At 70.4% G+C, this 18,157-nt stretch carries 12 protein-coding genes; 5 read left to right on the top strand and 7 right to left on the bottom strand.

Features of this window, described 5'->3' with window-relative positions; genetic code table 11:
- Position 1: 1 nt before the first annotated feature.
- The 3 genes from VGB24_RS16400 to VGB24_RS16390 all read left to right on the top strand — a co-directional run bounded on the left by VGB24_RS16400 (position 2) and on the right by VGB24_RS16390 (position 3,067).
- Entirely contained in the window at positions 2-1,195 is a 1,194-nt protein-coding gene (locus VGB24_RS16400; RefSeq protein WP_414676730.1) for an aminotransferase class I/II-fold pyridoxal phosphate-dependent enzyme, read from the top strand.
- The gene (locus tag VGB24_RS16395) at positions 1,192-2,361 is read left to right on the top strand and encodes a hypothetical protein (RefSeq protein ID WP_331074023.1); all 1,170 of its coding nucleotides are present in this window, start codon (positions 1,192-1,194) and stop codon (positions 2,359-2,361) included. Before VGB24_RS16400 ends, VGB24_RS16395 begins: the two co-directional genes overlap by 4 nt.
- Before the next feature lie 136 nt (positions 2,362-2,497).
- On the top strand, positions 2,498-3,067 hold the full coding sequence (locus VGB24_RS16390) for a hypothetical protein (RefSeq protein WP_331074022.1): 570 nt from the start codon (positions 2,498-2,500) through the stop codon (positions 3,065-3,067).
- Positions 3,068-3,590: 523 nt separating this feature from the next.
- On the opposite strand, the gene VGB24_RS16385 is transcribed toward VGB24_RS16390, so the two are convergent.
- The 7 genes from VGB24_RS16385 to VGB24_RS16355 all read right to left on the bottom strand — a co-directional run bounded on the left by VGB24_RS16385 (position 3,591) and on the right by VGB24_RS16355 (position 14,728).
- Positions 3,591-4,895 (bottom strand): RagB/SusD family nutrient uptake outer membrane protein, encoded by a 1,305-nt coding sequence (locus VGB24_RS16385; RefSeq protein WP_331074021.1) that lies wholly within the window; start codon positions 4,893-4,895, stop codon positions 3,591-3,593.
- Between the two features lie 11 nt (positions 4,896-4,906).
- Positions 4,907-7,969, bottom strand: coding sequence for a SusC/RagA family TonB-linked outer membrane protein (locus VGB24_RS16380; protein WP_331074020.1), 3,063 nt, complete (start codon positions 7,967-7,969; stop codon positions 4,907-4,909).
- 366 nt (positions 7,970-8,335) lie between these two features.
- The gene (locus tag VGB24_RS16375; protein WP_331074019.1) at positions 8,336-9,247 is read right to left on the bottom strand and encodes an N-acetylmuramoyl-L-alanine amidase-like domain-containing protein; all 912 of its coding nucleotides are present in this window, start codon (positions 9,245-9,247) and stop codon (positions 8,336-8,338) included.
- Between the two features lie 65 nt (positions 9,248-9,312).
- The gene (locus VGB24_RS16370) at positions 9,313-9,936 is read right to left on the bottom strand and encodes an LON peptidase substrate-binding domain-containing protein (RefSeq protein ID WP_331074018.1); all 624 of its coding nucleotides are present in this window, start codon (positions 9,934-9,936) and stop codon (positions 9,313-9,315) included.
- A gap of 878 nt (positions 9,937-10,814) precedes the next feature.
- Positions 10,815-13,163, bottom strand: coding sequence for a TonB-dependent siderophore receptor (locus VGB24_RS16365; protein WP_331074017.1), 2,349 nt, complete (start codon positions 13,161-13,163; stop codon positions 10,815-10,817).
- A gap of 203 nt (positions 13,164-13,366) precedes the next feature.
- The gene (locus VGB24_RS16360) at positions 13,367-13,723 is read right to left on the bottom strand and encodes a hypothetical protein (protein WP_331074016.1); all 357 of its coding nucleotides are present in this window, start codon (positions 13,721-13,723) and stop codon (positions 13,367-13,369) included.
- Positions 13,724-13,876: 153 nt separating this feature from the next.
- Positions 13,877-14,728, bottom strand: coding sequence for a purine-nucleoside phosphorylase (locus tag VGB24_RS16355; protein WP_331074015.1), 852 nt, complete (start codon positions 14,726-14,728; stop codon positions 13,877-13,879).
- Between the two features lie 459 nt (positions 14,729-15,187).
- Here VGB24_RS16355 and VGB24_RS16350 point away from each other — a divergent pair, with 459 nt between their 5' ends.
- Positions 15,188-16,693: a S8 family peptidase gene (locus VGB24_RS16350; RefSeq protein WP_331074014.1), complete on the top strand. Its 1,506-nt coding sequence runs from the start codon at positions 15,188-15,190 to the stop codon at positions 16,691-16,693.
- Between the two features lie 447 nt (positions 16,694-17,140).
- Positions 17,141-18,157: S8 family peptidase (locus tag VGB24_RS16345; protein ID WP_331074013.1), on the top strand; the 1,017-nt coding region annotated here is incomplete at its 3' end.

The following is an 18,157-nucleotide window of genomic DNA, read 5'->3' as shown; positions in this document are numbered from 1 at the left end:
CGTGGACCTCTTCGACAAGTGCCGCCGGTTCACGGCGGCGCGGGAGATGATGGACCGCGGGCTGTACCCGTACTTCCAGCCGATCGAGGAGTCGCACGACACCGAGGTGGTGATCCGGGGCGAAACCAAGATCATGGTGGGCTCCAACAACTACCTGGGCCTCACCCATCACCCGTACGTGCTGGAAAAGGCCCGCGACGCGCTGGCCCGCTACGGCTCCGGCAACACCGGCAGCCGCTTCCTGAACGGCACCCTCGACATCCACGAGGAGCTGGAAACCCGCCTGGCCGCCCTGATGGGCGCCGAGTCGGCGCTGGTGTTCAGCACCGGCTACCAGACCAACCTGGGCATCATCAACGGCCTGGTCACCCGCGGCTCGCTGGTGGTGCAGGACCGGCTGAACCACGCCTCGCTGCTCGACGGCGCGCAACTGGCCGCCGGCGAGCTGGCGCGCTACCAGCACGGCGACATGGGCGCCCTGCGCCGCGTGCTGGAGCGGCACCGCGACGCCAACGGCGTACTCATCGCCACCGACGGCGTGTTCAGCATGGAGGGGAACATCGTCGACCTTCCCACGCTGGTGGAGATCAAGGACGAGTACGGCGCCCGCCTGCTGGTGGACGACGCCCACTCCGTCGGCGTGCTGGGCGACAACGGCGGCGGCACGGCCGAGCACTTCGGCCTGCAGGACCGGGTGGACCTCACCATGATCACCTTCTCCAAGTCGTTCGCCTCCATCGGCGGCGCGGCGGCGGGGCCGGAAGACGTGATCCACTACCTGAAGCACCACGCCCGCCCGCTGATCTTCAGCGCCAGCATGCCCGGCTCGGCCGTGGCCACGGTGCTGGCCTGCCTGGACGTGATGCAGCGCGAGCCCGAGCGCCGCACGCAGCTCTGGAAGAACGCCCACTACCTGCGCGGCGGCCTGCAGTCGCTGGGCTTCGACACCGTGGGCTCCGAGACGCCCATCATCCCGGTGGCGTCGGGGAACATGGAGAGCACCTTCATCTTCTGGCGCGCCCTGTTCGACGCCGGGGTGTTCACCAACCCGGTGCTCCCCCCCGCCGTTCCCGAGAACTCGTGCCGGCTGCGCACCTCGGTGATGGCCACGCACACGGTCGATCAGCTGGACCAGGTGCTCGACGCCTTCGGCCGGGTGGGCAGGCAGCTGGGGCTCGTCGGAGGCGGGGCGTGAGCACGGCCGCTCCGGTTGCGACGGCTGGCGGGGTGCGCGTCCGCGAGATCGCCCCGGGCCAGTCGCTGCGCCCGTTCGTGGACTTTGCGTGGACGGTGAACGGGCGGGATCCCCAGTGGGTCCCGCCCCTTCGCTTGGCGCTGGAGCCGGTGCTGGACCGCAAGAAGCACCCGTTCCACCAGCACGCCGACGTGGCCTACTTCGCCGCCGAGCGCAACGGGGTGATGGCGGGGCGCATCGCCGCCGTCGTGAACCACCAGTACAACCAGTTCCACGACGAGAAGACGGGGACCTTCGGCTTCTTCGAGTGCCGCGACGACCCCGAGGCCGCCACGGCGCTGCTGGACGCGGCCGCGGAGTGGCTGCGGGGGCGGGGGATGGACCGCGTGATGGGGCCCTTCAACTTCTCCACGAACGACGAGTCCTCGTCGCCCGGCATTTTGGTGGACGGCTTCGACACGCCGCCCACGGTGATGATGTCGCACAACCCGCCCTACTACGGCCGGCTGCTGGAGGGGGCGGGGTGGAGCAAGGCCAAGGACCTGGTGGCGTACTGGATTCCCAGCAACCAGGTGCCGGAGCGCGTGCAGGCGGGAATGAAGCGGCTGGCCAAGCGCATGGGCGCCACCATCCGCTCCCTGCGCATGAAGGACCTGAAGGCCGAGGTGGCGCGGGTGCAGGAGGTGTACAACGCCGCGTGGTCGCGCAATTGGGGCTTCGTGCCCATGACCGAGGCCGAGTTCGCGCACATGGCCAGCGAGCTGAAGCCCGTGGTGAACCCCGAGCTGTGCCTGCTCGCCGAAACGCCGGAGGGCGAGCCGATCGGCTTCCTTCTCGCGCTGCCGGACCTGAACCAGGCGCTCAAGCACCTGCCCGACGGCCGGCTCTTTCGCTACGGCGTCCCGATTGGGCTGGCCAGGTTCCTCTGGCACAAGCGCAAGATCAACACGCTGCGCATCATGACCCTGGGGATGAAGCCGGGGCTGCAGGCCTCGGGGCTGGGGACGGCGGTGTACATGCGTGGGCTGGAGGTGGCGGAAAAGAACGGGTTCGTGGCCGGCGAAGCGTCGTGGATCCTGGAAGACAATCACGAGATGTGCACGGCCATGGACAAGCTGGGCGCCCGCCAGTACAAGCGCTACCGGATCTTCGAGCGCCCGCTCTGAGCGGCGCCCCGGGTTTGGGACGACGAACGGCTGCGCAGATCGCGCAGCCGTTTGCCGTTTGCCCCAGGCCCTGTGCGGCGGGGGCGTGAGCGGATTATGATGTCGTGCCTCGATCAACCTCCCCCCGCCTCGCCCGATGCCCTTGAATCCAACCGAGTACCTGTCCGTCCTCGTGTCCATCGTGGTGGGGCTGGGGATCTCGCACCTGCTTTCGGGGACGGGAAAGCTCGTCGTCGCGCGGCGGCGGGTGAGCATGTACGCACCCACGCTGATGGCCGTGCTGCTGGTGTTCCTGGCGCACGTGCAGTTCTGGTGGGGCAACCTGGGGTACGGCGAGGAGGTGGAGGGAAACTTCTTTGCTTTCCTGGCCTTCCTGGTGGGCCCGGTGCTGCTGTTCCTGATGTCGGTGCTGGTGCTGCCTGACTTCGACAAGGAAGGGGAGCTGTCGCTGCAGGCGCACTACGAGGAGAACCGCCCGTGGTTCTTCGGCATCGCCCTGGCGCTGCCGCTGACGAGCGCGCTTCGCAACGTGCTGGTGCAGGGCGACCCCGTGTTCACCGCCGAGCGCCCGTTCGAGATCGTCTTCGCCGCGCTGGCGCTCAGCGGATTGCTCGTCCGCACCCCGCGCTGGCACACCATCCTGGGCGCCCTGCTGCTGACGCTGTTCGCATCCATGATGCTGCTCACGGGCCTGCAGCCGGGGTGACCGGGAGCACCGGCAGCACTGCAAGCACCGATAGCCTGTCATCCTGAGGCCCAGGCGCATCTTACCTGCACGCCCCCCGTCCTTCGCGGGCCGAAGGATCTAGCCCGGGGCGCGTACAAGCCAGGGCGCGGCAGCGGTCATTGAACCCGAGGCCTCGGCTGCCGTGGGGCCCTCACCCGGCCGCGCTGACACGCGTGCCACCCTCTCCCACAAACAGCGTGGGAGAGGGGGTACACTTCAGATTTCGGCTGCTTGGAGCGGGGTCCGGTGCTCGGGCCGGCGCCCCCCATCCCCAACCCTTCCCCCGCAAACTGCCGCGGGGGAAGGGAGCCAGTCCGGCACGCTTTCGGACGGTTGGGAGCGCGTGCAGGTGAAGCCCCGAGCGGGACGTGCCAGCGGCCCGAGTCGGGGCTTTCCGCTTTCCCAGCCGCGGGTTTACCCGCTCCGGGGAAGTGCGCAAACGAGAGGGGCGCGCCCGCGGTGGGCGCGCCCCTCTCGTTTCATGCTCTCCGCCGAAGGACGATCAGCAGCCCGCGTTGGGGTTGCGGATGCACTCGTCGCGCGGCGTCGGGAGGAACTCGATCGTCGCCTTCTCCGTGGTGTAGGCCGCCAGGCGGCGCAGGTCTTCCCAGCGCACGCCCTGCGCGTACAGCTCGTACCGGCGCTGGTAGAGGATCTCCGCCATCAGCTCGGCCTCGGTGTCCAGGGCCGTGACGGCGAGCGCGGGCTGGCAGGCCAGCGGCTCATCCACGCTCGACGAGCACTGCGTGCGCACCGCGTTCACCAGGTCGCGGGCCGCGGGCAGGTTGCCCAGGCGAACGAGCGCCTCGGCCCGGATCAGCCGCATCTCGTCGGGCAGGTACGCCGGGAACGGGTCGTTCCGGTTTCCGTACCTGCGGAACGCGAACGCCGAGTCGGGAATACCAGCCAGCCCCGAGGTGCGGGTGGCCCAGTACGCCGGGCGCGTGTCGCCGTCGCGCGCCTCCACGAAGAACTCGCGCCGCGTGCCCACGTAGTTCAGGGTCAGCCCGTAGTTCCACACCGGGTTGAACGACGGATTGGGATACAGGAACTGCGACAGCGAGTTCTGCGGCACGCGGTTGGCCGCGTCGATCGCCTGCTGGTGCTGCCCGTCGAACAGGTAGTACCGCGCCAGCATGGCGTTGATGGTGTTGGGCAGGTTCAGCCCGTTGGTCTGCAGCACCGTGGTGTTGAACTGCGACAGGCTGTCGGCCGGCACGTTGGCCAGCGTGGCCCGCGCCAGCTCCAGCAGCGCGATCACCGTGTCGCGCACCTGCTCGCGCGGCAGCATCACGGCGCCGTCGGGGTCGTAGTCGGCCGGCAGGTCGCGGTACTGCGTGGTCAGGTGGCCGATCGCCATGGCCTTGAGGGTGTGGGCCAGGGCCACCGTGCCCGCCTGCGTCCCGGAGCTCAGGCCCACGCGCGGCGCGGCCTCGATCAGCACGTCGGCCGTGCGCGCCAGGCGGTACGCCGCCTCGAACGGCCCCGACACCACGCCGTAGCTGTAGTCCACGTTGCCGGTGACCAGCGAGCGGTCGGCCTCCAGGGCCAGCGGCTTGGTGCTCCACTCGTCCGTGACCAGCGCGGGCGCGCGCACGAAGAGGTGCAGGTTGTCGGCGTACTGCGCCTGGATGCCGACGGCCGTGGTGAGCACCAGCTGCGGCGAGTTCAGGACCTCCTCCTCGGCCGGGGCGTTGGGGTCCGTCAGGTCCAGGCTGCACGCCCCGGCGCCGAGCGCCAGGGCGGCGAACACGGCCGTGCGCATCGCGCGGGAGGCAAGGCGCGTGGAAAGAAATCGGTTGGTCATCCTCGGCGCCTTTAGAAGTTGAAGTCCAGGCTCAGCACGAACGTCCGCGGAATGGGCGTGGTCGCGAAGTCCAGCCCCCGGGCCACCGTGTGCGCGGAGAACATGTTCACCTCGGGATCGAGCCCGGAGTAGTTGGTCCAGGTGTGCAGGTTGCGCGCGGCCAGCCGCAGCCCGATCTCGCTGGCGCCCACCGTTCGCACCCACGGCGCGTCGAAGCGGTAGCCCAGCGCCACCTCGCGCAGCTTCACGAAGCTGCCGTCCTCCACGTACTCCTCGTGAAGCCCGTTGCGCTCGGCGTTGCGCGCGTACGTGCCCACGATGGTGTCGCCCACCGCCTCGCCGCCGGCGCGCGGCGACGAGCCGAAGAAGTCGCTGCTGCGCCGCGTGAAGTTCATCACGTCGTTGCCGAACCGGCCGTCCAGCAGCACGCCGATCTCCAGCCCGCTGATGCTGAACGAGTTCTGGAGCGAGGCGGTGAAAGCCGGGTTGGGATCGCCGATGATCCGCTGCACGAACGACGAGTCGGCCAGCGCCGGGCAGCCGGCGGGGCGCACGCACGTGCGGTAGCGGCGCGGAACGGCTCCCCCGTTGGGCCCCACGCCGGTGAGCATGCGGTTGCCCTGCGCGTCGCGCTGGTACGTCACGCCGTAGAACACGCCGATGGGCTGGCCCTTGATCACCGCGTTGGGGTAGCCGCCGCCCGGGAAGAACAGGGTGTCGGTGCCCTCGTACAGCTGGTCGACGCTGTTGCGGTTGCGCGCGTACAGCAGGCGCGTGTTCCACGAGAACCCGGGGCGCTCCACGTTCTGCGTGTTCAGCGACAGCTCCACCCCGCGGTTGCTGATGGTGCCCACGTTGCGGAACCCGGACTGGAAGCCGCTGGTGGGAGCCAGCGTCAGGTTCAGCACCACGTCCCTGGTCACCTTGTCGTAGTAGCTGAACTCCAGCGACACGCGGTCGTTCAGCGCCGACGCGTCGAAGCCCGCCTCCCACTCGCGCTGGCGCTCCGGCCGGAGGCCCAGGTTGGGCTCCAGCAGGTTGGGGCGCAGGCCGGGGCGGCCGCCGTAGTTCACGTTGACGTACGTCACCTGGTTCAGGTACGCCCCCGGAGGCGGCCCGCCCGTTTCGCCGTAGGCGGCGCGCAGGCGCAGCCCGGTGAGGGCGCGGCTCAGGGGGCCCGTGGCGAAGCCGGGCTGCTCGTCGACTACCCACGAGCCGCTGATGCGCGGGTACATCTGCCACCGCGCGTCGGCCCCGAACGCAGACGAGCCTTCCAGGTTCAGGCCGCCGGTCAGGAAGACGCGGTCGGCGATGTCCAGGCGCTCCTGGATGAAGCCGCCCAGGGTGCGCTGCTCGGTGATGCCCTGCGACGCCACCTGCACGGCGCCGGTGATGGTGCGCTGGCCGGGGGCAAGCTCCGACGCCGCCGCCCGCACGGTGTTGATGCGCTCCTCGGTGTAGCGCATGCCCACGGTGCTCGTAAGGCCCATCCCCGCCACCGACGACTCGTAGTTGGCCGTCAGGTCGCTGTTCAGCTGCCTGGCCTGCCGGATGGGGTTCTGGATCTCGCCCGTGAAGTTCAGGCGGGCGCCGCGGGGCTGCAGGTACGTGTCTTCCTGGCGGCCGTCGTCCAGCCCCGCCAGGTAGGTGATGGTCAGGTTCGAGAGGGGCGTGGCCGTCGCCTGCACGTTGCCCAGGAACCGCGTGACCTGCGTCTGCGCGATCCAGTTCTCGATGATGTCGAACGGGTTGTTGCCCAAGATTGGGTTGTACGGGTACGCGCCCGTCTGGGCGTTGAACGCCGGGTTGAAGTAGGTGGGCGTGAAGATGATGCTGGTGAGGATCCCCTGCGTCTGCTCTCCCTCGGGCACCAGGTTGGTGCGGCTGCGCAGGTAGGTGATGTTGGTGCCCACCTCCAGCCAGTCCGACACCCGCTGGGTCAGGCGCGCGCGGCCGCCCATGCGGCTGAAGTCGGTGGCCCTCAGCACGCCCTCTTCGTCGCTGTACTGGCCCGACATGTAGTAGCTGGTGCCCTCGTTGCCGCCGGAGATGGACAGCTCGTTGCTGGTGCCGTACCCCGTGCGGAACACCTGGTCCTGGATGTCGTAGCGCTCGATGCTCTCGCCCAGCTTCAGCGCCGGGTTCGCCGCCACGTCGCCGCGGTTCACCACGGGCACCTGGTTCAGGTCCAGGCGGCGGTTGGTGTTCACCGCCTGCATCTCGGTGCGGAACGTCACCTGGGGACGGCCGTGCCGCCCGCGCCGGGTGAAGATCTGGATGACGCCGGCGTTGGCGCGCGAGCCGTACAGCGCGGCCGCGGCGGCACCCTTGAGGACTTCCACCCGCTCGATGTCGCCGGGGGGAATGTCGGACAGGCGGTTCGTCAGCGCCGCGTTGCCGCGGGTGGCGTTGGCGCCCAGGCCGATCAGCGCCTCGGAGGTGTTGTTGATGATGACGCCGTCGATGACGATCAGCGGCTCGGCGTTGCCCAGGATGGTGTTGGTGCCGCGAAGGCGGATGCTCACGCCGCCGCCCGGCTGGCCCGAATTCTCGGTGATCAGCGCACCCGCGACCTTGCCCTGCAGCGCCTGGTCCACCGTCTGCGCGCCCGGGGCCTGGCTGATGGCCTCGCCCGAGACACTGGCGACGGTGTTGCCCAGCTCACGCCGCTCCACGGGCGCGCCGGTGCCGGTGACCACCACTTCCTCGAGCTGCAGCACGGTGGTGGCCAGCTGGACGCGGCCCACCTGCACGGCCGCGTCGCCCGCCAGCGTCACGGTGCGGCTGGCGCCGCCGCGGCCGATCTGCGAGAAGTTCAGCGTGTACGTGCCCGGGGCCACCGTGGCCCGCAGCGTGAACCGTCCGGTGGCGTCGGTCACCGTGCGCGGCCCGTTGTTCTGCGTACCCTGGCGCAGCTGCACGTTCACGTCGGCGAGCGGGGCCCCGGTGGTCGCGTCGACCACGCTCCCGACGAGCGTGTACGCCTGCTGTGCCGCGGCTCGCGCCGGGGCCAGTGCGGCGAGCAGCGTCAGGATGGTCGCGCCGAGCCAGCGGCGCGGACGAAATAGGCGCATGTGTGGGTCTCTCCTGGAAATGCGGTGAGTCTCGCTCCGCCCCGCGCCGGGAACGGCGAGCAGGTTGGCGCGGGTGCCTCGGGAAACGGCCGGGGGATGCGGCCGGGCAGGACCACGCGTAACCTCTGCCTTGTTGTTAGCGCTCCGTCCCCGGCACCGCAAGGGTTTGGGCCCGCGATGTGGACGGCGGGAGATTCGGAAGGAGTTCTTCCGAATTTTCGGAAACAGATGGTGGGCGGAGCGTCGTCCTGCTACCCGTCTCCGGCAGGGAACGGCGGCGGAAAACGAAAAGCGTACCCGCCGTGGGGAGGGCGGATGCGCTTCGCGAGACTCGGCGGCTGCGTTCGGCTTGGGCCGATCCCGGGATCAGCCGCGCAGGGGGCGCGCCACCAGGATGCCCGTCGCGCGGCGGATGGCGGATACGTACTCGGGAAGCGTGGTGCGGCTGACCTCCACCGCGCCGCCGGAAAGGGGCGCGTGAAGAACGCGCAGCACGCCGTCGCCGTCGCGGTACGCCAGCCCCGTGTGCGTGACGTCTAACCCGGGGATGGCCGTGGCGAAGGCGAGCACGTCGCCGCTGTGGATGCGGTCCTGCACCTGGACGATGCGGTCCGCCGGCACCCGCCAGCGGGGCGCGCTGTCCAGCGAGCGCTCCATCCGCCCGACGGCGGCGAACGTGGCCTCGTCGCGCAGGGCGGGGTAGCTGGCCCGGTGCTCGGTCATGAAGCGCAGCGGGCGCTCGTCGCGCACCCCGCCCAGCTCGGGCCCCAGGTCGCGCACCAGGCCGCGCCGGGCGCCGTCGGCCATCCACTCGCTGAAGTAGTGGAGGCGGCTGGCGAAGCCACGGCGCTCGCCCCTGCGGTAGCGCATCCGCTCCACCTCGCGCGCGAAGCGCTCCCACCCCTGGCCCGGCCCCGCCGCCGCGGTGCGCGCCACGGCGATGGCCGACTCCACCAGCGACACGCAGTCGAACCTGGACAGGTGAAGTGTCAGCGGCTCGTCCCGCGGCGTTCCGCCGTACGCCAGGTACTGCTCCAGCGTGTACGCCGCGTAGGGAAGGCCCAGGGCCAGCTCGGCCGCGCGCGCCACCGCCGGGCCGAAGGGCGCGCCGGGGCGGCCGACGCCCTCGGCGCACAGCACGCGCAGCCACTCGGCCAGGCGCGCGCGGTCATTCGCGGCGAGCGGCGGCGAGGCGCCGCTCCAGAGGGCGCGGGGCAGGGAGGCGCCCGCGGCCGCGAGGGCGGCGTGGGCCAGGAACGATCTGCGCGAGATGGGCATCGCTGCTCGGGGATGGGGACTTCAGGCGTGCGGGACGGCTTCGTACACCACAGTCGCGCCCCGGATCAGAACGGGAACGGCGGGTCCTCGCGGGTGCCGTCCAGGGTGCCGGCGTCCAGCACCAGCCGCAGCAGCTCGTCCAGCTGTCCCAGGCGGTCGCGCTCGCGCCGGGACACGAGCAGGTCCTGCTGCCACCCGGGGTCGATGCGGATGGCCTGCGCGATCTGGAAGGCCGTTTCCATGCCGGGATCGATCTCGGGGAACGGCTGCTTGTACTTCACTACCTCTTCCAGCACGCGGTAGAAGAGGTCGATGGAGCGCTGGCGGCGCGGCACCAGCCCGCGGCGGTCCTCCCGCTCGTCCTCGTACGGGGCGGCCAGCGCTTCCCAGTACGGGGCGCCGGACTCGATGCCGTCTTCCACGCGAAAGCGCTCCACGCCGCGGATCAGCAGCAGCGACCGGCCGTCGGGGAGGGGCTGGAACTTCACGATGTGCGCGATGCATCCCACGCCCCCGTTCTCGGTGCTGAACGGGCCGTGGCAGTCCGGATCGTGGTAGATCAGCCCGAACCGCTCGTCGCCCTCCACGCAGCGCGCCACCATCTGCCGGTAGCGCGGCTCGAACACGTGCAGCGGCATGGGCGCGCCGGGAAACAGCACCACGGGAAGGGGAAACAGCGGAAGCCTCATGAGGCGAAAGTGCGTCTCGCGCGGATTCGCGGCAAGAGGGCGCGGCGGGTTGACGAGGCGCCTGCCCGTAGGCGCGTCCCCGCCTGCCGATGCGGGCCGCTGTCATCCCGACGGAGCGGCCACGAGGCACCTGCCCGTACGCCGTACACCGCAGCGACCGAGGGATCCGCCACACAACGCGCGTGACGCACCGATCCCGCGGCGGGCACCCCGTCCCGAAGCGGGTAAACCCGTACGGCGTAGATCCAGGGCGGGAGATCCAGGGGCGGGTAAACCCGCGGCTGGAACGGCGGAAAGCCCCGGCCCGGGCCGCTGTCGCGTCCCGTCCAGGGCTTCACCCGCACGCGCACCACACCTGCCGAAGCGCGATATGTCACCCCGATGGAGCGGCCACTTCCAAGTCGCGGCAGCACCAGGCTTTGCAGCGACTGAGGTATCCGCCACACACCTCGCGCGATGCACTGTCGACTCGGCTGCGTCCAAGCCCGGGAGCCGGTGAATCAAGAGGTCCACACCCAAGCCCCGGCTCCGTCGGGCGAATGAATTCGCTGCAACAAACACACGAAGTCCGCCTGCGCGGACTGGCTTGTCCTCGTGTGTGGAAGTTCGTGGGGCGCGCCCGAGGTGTGTGGCGGATCCCTCGGTCGCTGCGATCCTTGGTGTATGGGCGAGTTCGCCGTGACCGCTCCGTCGGGATGACAGGTGCGCGTCGGCAGATGGGGAGGTGCGTGCAGGTGAAGCCCCGAACAGGACGCGCAGCGGCCTGTGTCGGGGCTTTCCGCTTTTCCAGCCGCGGGTTCACCCGCCCCTGGAACCCCTAACGAAAGCGGCCGGTCCCGCGTGGGGACCGGCCGCTCACCGTCAACCAGCCCACCGGCTCAGCGGCGTGTGGTCAGCGTCAGGCGCAGGGTGCGCGAGGCGCCCGGCATGATGTTGTTGTTGCCGTGCGACGTGGCGTAGTAGCGCTCGTCCAACACGTTCTCCACGTTTACCTGCGCGCTGAGCAGCGGCGCCAGGCGCACGAACAGCGCGCCGTCCACGCGGGTGAAGCCGGGGAGCGTGACCGTGTTGTCGATGGCGGCGAACATCTCCGTCTGGTGGATGACGCCCAGCCCCAGCCCGATGGACGGGTGCACCTGCAGCCGGTTCCACAGCGACAGCGTGCGCTCCGGCACCAGCGGCACCCGCCGGCCCTCGGGCGCGGCCGAGGTGGTGCTGGTGATCTTCGCCCGCTGGAAGGTGGCGCCGCCCACCACCTGCCACGCCGACGTCATGTTCCCCGAGGCGCCGAACTCCACGCCCGTGGTGCGCTGCCCGCCCGTCTGCACCACCTTCTTGGGGTCCGTCGGGTCCGGCGCCGTGGTGTTGGTGCGGTCCAGCGCGTACAGCGCCGTGGTCAGCGAAAAGCCGGGGCGCACGTCCCACTTGGCGCCCACCTCGCGGTTGGTGAACCGCTCGGGCTCCAGCGTGCTCGACGTGGCGCTCAGCGAGCTGAACTGCTCCCCCGAGCTGGGCAGGTACGACACGCTGTAGCTGCCGTACAGCGACGCGGCCTCCACCGGCTTGAACACCAGCCCCGCGCGCGGCGACACCAACTCGTCGCGGCGGCTGAGCTCCTCGCCGTTGCGGTTGTTGCGGAAGTCGATGTCGAAGCGCTCCCAGCGCATGCCGGCGATGGCCTGCAGGTGGCGCGAAATCTCCAGCTGGTCCTGCACGAAGAACGACGTCACCGAGGCCGTGGTGCCGTTGTCGGCGTCGGACGCGCTCTGCCGGAAGGTGATGGGCGTGGCCACCGTCGGCGCGCTGAACGGCGCCGTGAAGGAGGTGGCCGCGTCGTTGTAGTAGCCCGTCCGGCGGAAGTTCTCCGTTTCCTGCCGCCCCACCTCGGCGCCCGCCAGCAGCGTGTGCCGCAGCGCGCCGGTGCCCACCTCCCAGGTGACGTCCGTCTGGTTGAAGACGTTCCGCCGCTCGGTCGTGTTGCCGTAGGCGGAGAGCGTGACGTTGGCGCCGTCCGCGCTCACCGCGCCGGGCAGGCTGTTCAGGTAGTCCTTGTCGTAGTCCGCCACACGCGTGCGGTTGCGCACGGTCCACCCGCCGGGAAGCACGTGCTCCACGAACCCGCTGCCGGCGCGCACCCGCGCCGTCGCATAGCTGGAGTCGGGGTTGCCGAAGAAGGTGGTGATGGGCGCGGTGGACGGGCGGCCCTGGAACGAGGGGATCCCCCGGTCCACGGTGCGGTCGTCGTTGAAGTACTCGTACCCGGCCTGCACCGTCGTCCGCGCGCCCAGAGCCAGCGCCAGCGTGGGGTTCAGCCCGTAGCGGCGAAGCTGGTAGGTGTCGCGGAAGCCTTCCGAGTCCTCATACATCCCGTTGAAGCGCAGCGCCAGCGCGCCGAAGCCCTGGCCCAGGTCCACCGTGGCCCGCCGGTGGTCGTGCGAGCCGCCCTCGACGGTGAACACGCGCGTGGGCGCCCAGCGCGGCTCCTTGGTGACGCGGTTGAGCACGCCGCCGCCGCCGCCCCGCCCCAAGGTCATGGCGTTGCTCCCCTTCAGCGCCTCCACCCGCTCCACGTTGTACACGTCGCGCAGGTACTGCACGTCGTCGCGCACCCCGTCGACGAAGAAGTCGGCGGTGGTGGCGTTGCCGCGGATGGTGGGCGCGTCGCGGTGCCCCTCGCCCTGGCCCATGGTGACGCCGGGAACGTAGCGCACCACGTCGGCCATCCCCTGCATGGACTGGTCGGCGATGACGTCGGCGGTCACCACGCTCACGGACTGCGGCGTGTCGCGCAGCGGCGTGTCGGTGCGCGTGGCGGTGCTGCTGCGCGGCGCGCCGTACCCGCGGCTGCGCTGGCCCACGACGGTGAGGGTGGTGAGCGTGTACACGCCCTCGCCCGCCGCCGCGCTCCCCGTGACGACCACCGTTTCGCGGTCGGTGAAGTGCGGCGTCATCCCGGTGCCGGCCAGCAGCCGTCGCAGCGCCTCGGCCGCGGTCAGCGAGCCGGAAACGCCGGACGCCTGCCGCCCGGCCGAGGCCGCCGCCACGTCCACGCGAACGCGGAGCGCCGTCTGGCGGGCATAGTCACGCAGCGCATCCGCCAGCGGCTGCGGGCGGATGGAAAAGTGGATGACGGTCGCGGTGTCGCCCTTCGCCGGCGCCCATTCCGCCGCTCCGGAGCTGACGGCGGAGAGAGGAGCCTGGGCCGCCGCGGGGGCGGCGCACAGCAAACATCCGAGTCCAGCTATGGTGATCCGACGCATCGCGCAGAGTAGGGTTGAGATTGAGAACGATTCTCAACGCGATTTTACGTTGTGCTGGTCCGGCCCGCAAGAGTCACGTCCCGCTCTCCGTCGATCCGAAGTTCCCGGACGTGAAAAGGCCCGCCGCTCCGGGGAGCGACGGGCCTTTCTTCGATCGGCTCTCGGGCGGATCAGCGCTCGGCGAGCAGCGCCTCGGCGGCGATCGCCGGCTGCGGCTCGGCGACGATGCGCGAGACAGGAAGGGCCTGCCGCGTGCGGCCGCCCTCCAGCTGGCGGCGGAAGTCCGACTCGTCCACCAGGTCGCGGATGGAGCGGTCCATCCCGTGAAGCTGCTCCTCCAGCAGTGCCATGCGCCGCTCCAGCAGCTGCTGGGCCTGGTCCTGCCCCTGCATTTCGCGATACCGGGCCAGCGCCTCCATCAGCGGCTTCAGGGCGAACCGCGCCGTCAGGCCGGTGATGGGGATCAGGATCGTAAGCAATCCCATGACGATGGCCGTCATGGCGATGATGGTGTCGTTGGTGCCCATCAGGTTCTCCTTGTACGTGCCGCGAGGGGAAGGGGACGAACGGGGCGCGCGGATGCGCGGAACGGAAGCGGGTACGGAAAGCTTCGCCGCCGGGTTTCAGCGGCGAAGCTCCTGGAAGATAACGACGCGCGATCCGGGAATGAATCCCCCCCGTCAGCTGGCGGCTTCGGAGGCCAGGTTCAGCGGGGCGATGCGGGGAAGCACGCCGCGGACGAGGGCCACCAGCCGCTCGCGCACCTGCGCGCCCACCTCCATCACCTCGTCGTGCGAAAGCGCCTGCCCGCTGAGCCCCGCGGCCAGGTTGGTGATGCACGAGATTCCCAGGCACTTCACCCCGATGGCCCGTGCCACGATCACCTCGGGCACGGTGGACATTCCCACCGCGTCGGCGCCCAGCCGGCCCAGCATGCGCACCTCGGCCGGGGTTTCGTAGGTGGGGCCCAGCAGCCCGGCGTAGACGCCCTGGGTGACGGGGATCTTCAGCTCGCGCGCCACCTCCTCGGCCGCGCGGCGGAAGCCGGCGTCGTACGGGTCCGACATGTCGGGAAAGCGCGTCTCGCCCGGAAAGGTCTCGCCGATCAGCGGGTTCTGGAACATCAGGTTCAGGTGGTCGGCGATGAGCATCAGGTCGCCGGGGACGAAGCCGGGGCGAATTCCCCCCGCCGCGTTGGTCAGCAGCATGGACTGGGCGCCCAGCGAGGCCAAGGCGCGCACCGGCAGCGCCACGTCCGACGGCTTCCATCCCTCGTACAGGTGAAAGCGGCCCTGCATGGCCACCACCTCCACCCCCTCCATCCGCCCGGCGACCAGCTGCCCCGCGTGCCCCGCCAGCGCCTGGGTGCGCCGGGGAAAGCCCGGGATGTCGTCGAAGGGAACGCGCACGGCGTCCTCGATTTCGTCGGCCAGGCCGCCCAGGCCGCTGCCCAGCACCAGGATGGCGTGCGGCGCGCGGGTGAAGCGCTCGCGCAGGAAGGTGACCGTGGGCTCGATGGAGGTGTGAGTCATTTCTTTCCGTCAGTGGGGCGGATGGGCTGAGGCTCCGGACGAATCTCCGGCCCGTGCCCCGCGGCGTCAACGGGGGTGGAGATCGGTGCACCATCCGTTTCCGACTGGATGTGAAGGCGCTTCGGTTGCGCATCCGCACCGGAACGGTGCACCAATCCGGTGCAGCTGCATCGTTCCTCCCGCGCTCCGTCCGACGGTGAAAGTCTTCAACTCGTTGGAGAGCAGGCAGTTGAACAATTTCAGGCACGCGGCCCGCCGCGTGCCTTACGGAAGGCCACTCGATACGTGTGGCGCCTCTCGAAGCAGGCGGTCGCGGGCAGCACGCCCGGGCGGCTATCTCCCCTGTTGGGCGGTCGAGGTACGGGCTGTTGCAGAACGGGCATTCCGGGCCGCGAACGCGGCCCGTCTCCGCGGCACGGCGCCCCCGCCGTCGCCGATTCACCCTGTTGGAGGACCCTGATGAAGCGCACGCTCTCCCCCCTCGCCGCCGTGGCCATGCTCGGCCTCGCGGCCGCCTGCTCCGACTCGGCCCCCACCGGCTCGGAGGCTCGCGCCCCCGGCGGCGCCCCCCTGCTTTCGGCGGCGCCGGGCCGTGGCATCGAGGGACAGTACATCGTGGTGCTGAAGGACGGCGCCAACCCCAACTCCGTGGCCGCCATCGCCGGCGTGAGCCCGCGCTTCGTGTACACCGCGGCGCTCAACGGCTTTTCCGCTACCCTGAACGCGGGCCAGCTGAACGCGCTGCAGCGCCAGGAAGGCGTCAGCTACATCGAGCAGGACCAGCTCACCACGGCCTCGGCCACGCAGAGCGGCGCCACGTGGGGCCTCGACCGCATCGACCAGCGCGACCTTCCGCTGAACAGCACCTACAACTACACGCCGACCGGCGCGGGCGTGAACGCGTACATCGTCGACACCGGCATCCTGACCACCCACAACGAGTTCGGCGGGCGCGCGGTGTCGGGCTACACGGCCATCAGTGACGGACGCGGCACCACCGACTGCAACGGGCACGGAACGCACGTGGCCGGCACCGTGGGCGGCAGCACGTACGGCGTGGCCAAGGGCGTGAAGCTGTACGCCGTGCGCGTGCTCGACTGCGCCGGCAGCGGCAGCAACTCGGGCGTGATCGCGGGCATGGACTGGGTGGCCAACAACCACGTGAAGCCGGCGGTGGCCAACATGTCGCTGGGCGGCGGCGCCAGCACGGCGACGGACGACGCGGTGAACCGCATGCACAACGCGGGCGTCACGGTGGTCGTGGCCGCCGGCAACGAGAACCAGAACGCGTGCAACGTGTCGCCGGCCCGCGCGGCCAACGCCATCACGGTGGGCTCCACCACCAACACCGACGCCCGCTCGTCGTTCAGCAACTGGGGCAGCTGCGTCGACATCTTCGCGCCGGGCAGCAACATCACCAGCGCCTGGTACACCAGCACGTCGGCCACCAACACCATCAGCGGCACGTCGATGGCTTCGCCGCACACGGCGGGCGTGGTCGCGCTGTACCTGCAGGGCAACACCACGGCGTCGCCGGCCAGCGTGGCCAGCGCGCTGATCAACAACTCCACGCCCAACAAGGTGACGAGCGCCGGCACCGGCTCGCCCAACCGCCTGCTGTACAGCATCTTCGGCGGCGGCACCACGCCTCCTCCCCCGACGGGCGGCACCACGTACACCGGCAGCCTGAGCGGCGCCGGCGACTCCGACATCCACCCGAACGGCACCTACTACCAGAGCACGGTGTCGGGCACCCACAAGGGCGTGCTGGACGGGCCCTCGGGCGTGGACTTCGACCTGCAGCTGTTCAAGTGGAACGGCTCGGCGTGGAGCATCGTCGCGCGCGGCGAGACGGCGTCGCCGGACGAGACCATCACGTACAGCGGCACCGCCGGGTACTACTACTGGAAGGTGCTCTCGTACACCGGCAGCGGCTCGTACTCGTTCACCATGACCAAGCCCTGATCCCTCGGCTCGGCTGATGGAAAGCCCGCCCGGCGCCTGGTGCGCCGGGCGGGCTTCGCCTTTCCGGATTCGGAGGGTCTCACACAGAAGGCACGGAGGGAAGCGCATCCAAGTCCACCGCGTGAGAGGCGGCGCCACGCTGGATGGAAACGCTCGTTTGTAGACCTTGCGTTCGATTTCGTGCACCGTTTTGGTTCGGGCTGCACCAACTCGCATCGGCCGACCCAGGTGTCACTTCCAGCAACATCGTTGGCGCGCCAACGCTTAGGCCCAGCATCGCGCATGGCTCGACACGTGCCTTACCGCGGTCCCGTCATCCCGACACGTTCCGTTGCCCGCCCGCGCGGGAAGAGCCATTCGCCCCCCCCGGCGAAAGACTCATTCTGCGCCGGAGTATCCCTGCGGCAGAACGTGCCCCACAGCGATTCACCCCCGGAAGGACGCGCCATGCTCCCGTTCCGCCCCACAGCCGCCCTGCTGGCCGCCGCCGCCCTCGCGGCGTGCTCGGACCAGTCTCCCACGACGGCGGCCGCGCCGGAATCCGCGCCGCTGCTGTCCGCGGCGGCGGGACGGGGCATCGCCGATTCGTACATCGTGGTGCTGCAGGAGGGCGCCGACCCGCGCGCCGTCGCCGCCGTGGCCGGGGTCAGCCCGCGCCACGTGTACACCTCGGCCCTCAACGGCTTCGCCGCCACGCTCAACGCGGGACAGCTGAACGCCCTTCGCCAGCACGCGGCGGTGGCGCTGGTGGAGCAGGACCAGGCGGCGGAAACGTACACCACGCAGAGCGGCGCCACCTGGGGGCTGGACCGCATCGACCAGCGGGCGCTGCCCCTCTCGGGCACCTACACCTACACCCGCACCGGCGCGGGCGTCTACGCCTACGTGCTCGACACCGGCATCCAGGCCGACCATCCGCAGTTCGGCACCCGCGCCCGCAACGTGTACGACGCCTTCGGCGGCACGGGCGCGGACTGCAACGGCCACGGAACGCACGTGGCCGGCACCATCGGCAGCACCACCTACGGCGTGGCGAAGAGCGCCTACCTGCGCGGCCTGCGGGTGATGGACTGCAACGGAAGTGGGTCGACCAGCGGCATCATCGCCGCCATCGACTGGGTGCGCACCAACCACGTGAAGCCGGCCGTCGCCAACCTGTCCATCGGCGGCAGCTACTCGGCCACGATGAACACGGCGGTCACCAACCTGTCGAACGCCGGCGTGTTCGTGGCCGTGGCCGCCGGCAACAGCAACGCCGACGCGTGCAGCTTCTCGCCGGCCAGCGCCGCGGCCGTGTTCACCACCGCCTCGTCGGAAAAGACCGACGCGCGCCGCTCCACCTCCAACTACGGCAGCTGCGTGGACGGCTACGCGCCGGGCGGCAGCATCACCAGCACCTGGATCGGAAGCGGGACGAACACCATCAGCGGCAGCTCCATGGCGAGCCCGCACGTGGCGGGGGTG

Origin of the sequence: Longimicrobium sp. (genome assembly GCF_036399935.1) — a bacterium.
In the GTDB taxonomy this organism is placed as follows: Bacteria; Gemmatimonadota; Gemmatimonadetes; order Longimicrobiales; family Longimicrobiaceae; genus Longimicrobium.
Note: the sequence above shows the minus strand (reverse complement) of the source record. Positions and strands in the feature narration are given on the sequence as shown.

What these genes read in the sequence shown, in the direction of transcription:
- VGB24_RS16385 (WP_331074021.1), bottom strand. Translation starts at nt 4,895, where the DNA reads ATGACCAACCGATTTCTTTCCACGCGCCTTGCCTCCCGCGCGATGCGC.
- VGB24_RS16370 (WP_331074018.1), bottom strand. Translation starts at nt 9,936, where the DNA reads ATGAGGCTTCCGCTGTTTCCCCTTCCCGTGGTGCTGTTTCCCGGCGCG.
- VGB24_RS16355 (WP_331074015.1), bottom strand. Translation starts at nt 14,728, where the DNA reads ATGACTCACACCTCCATCGAGCCCACGGTCACCTTCCTGCGCGAGCGC.
- VGB24_RS16360 (WP_331074016.1), bottom strand. Translation starts at nt 13,723, where the DNA reads ATGGGCACCAACGACACCATCATCGCCATGACGGCCATCGTCATGGGA.
- VGB24_RS16350 (WP_331074014.1), top strand. Translation starts at nt 15,188, where the DNA reads ATGAAGCGCACGCTCTCCCCCCTCGCCGCCGTGGCCATGCTCGGCCTC.
- VGB24_RS16390 (WP_331074022.1), top strand. Translation starts at nt 2,498, where the DNA reads ATGCCCTTGAATCCAACCGAGTACCTGTCCGTCCTCGTGTCCATCGTG.
- VGB24_RS16380 (WP_331074020.1), bottom strand. Translation starts at nt 7,969, where the DNA reads ATGCGCCTATTTCGTCCGCGCCGCTGGCTCGGCGCGACCATCCTGACG.
- VGB24_RS16375 (WP_331074019.1), bottom strand. Translation starts at nt 9,247, where the DNA reads ATGCCCATCTCGCGCAGATCGTTCCTGGCCCACGCCGCCCTCGCGGCC.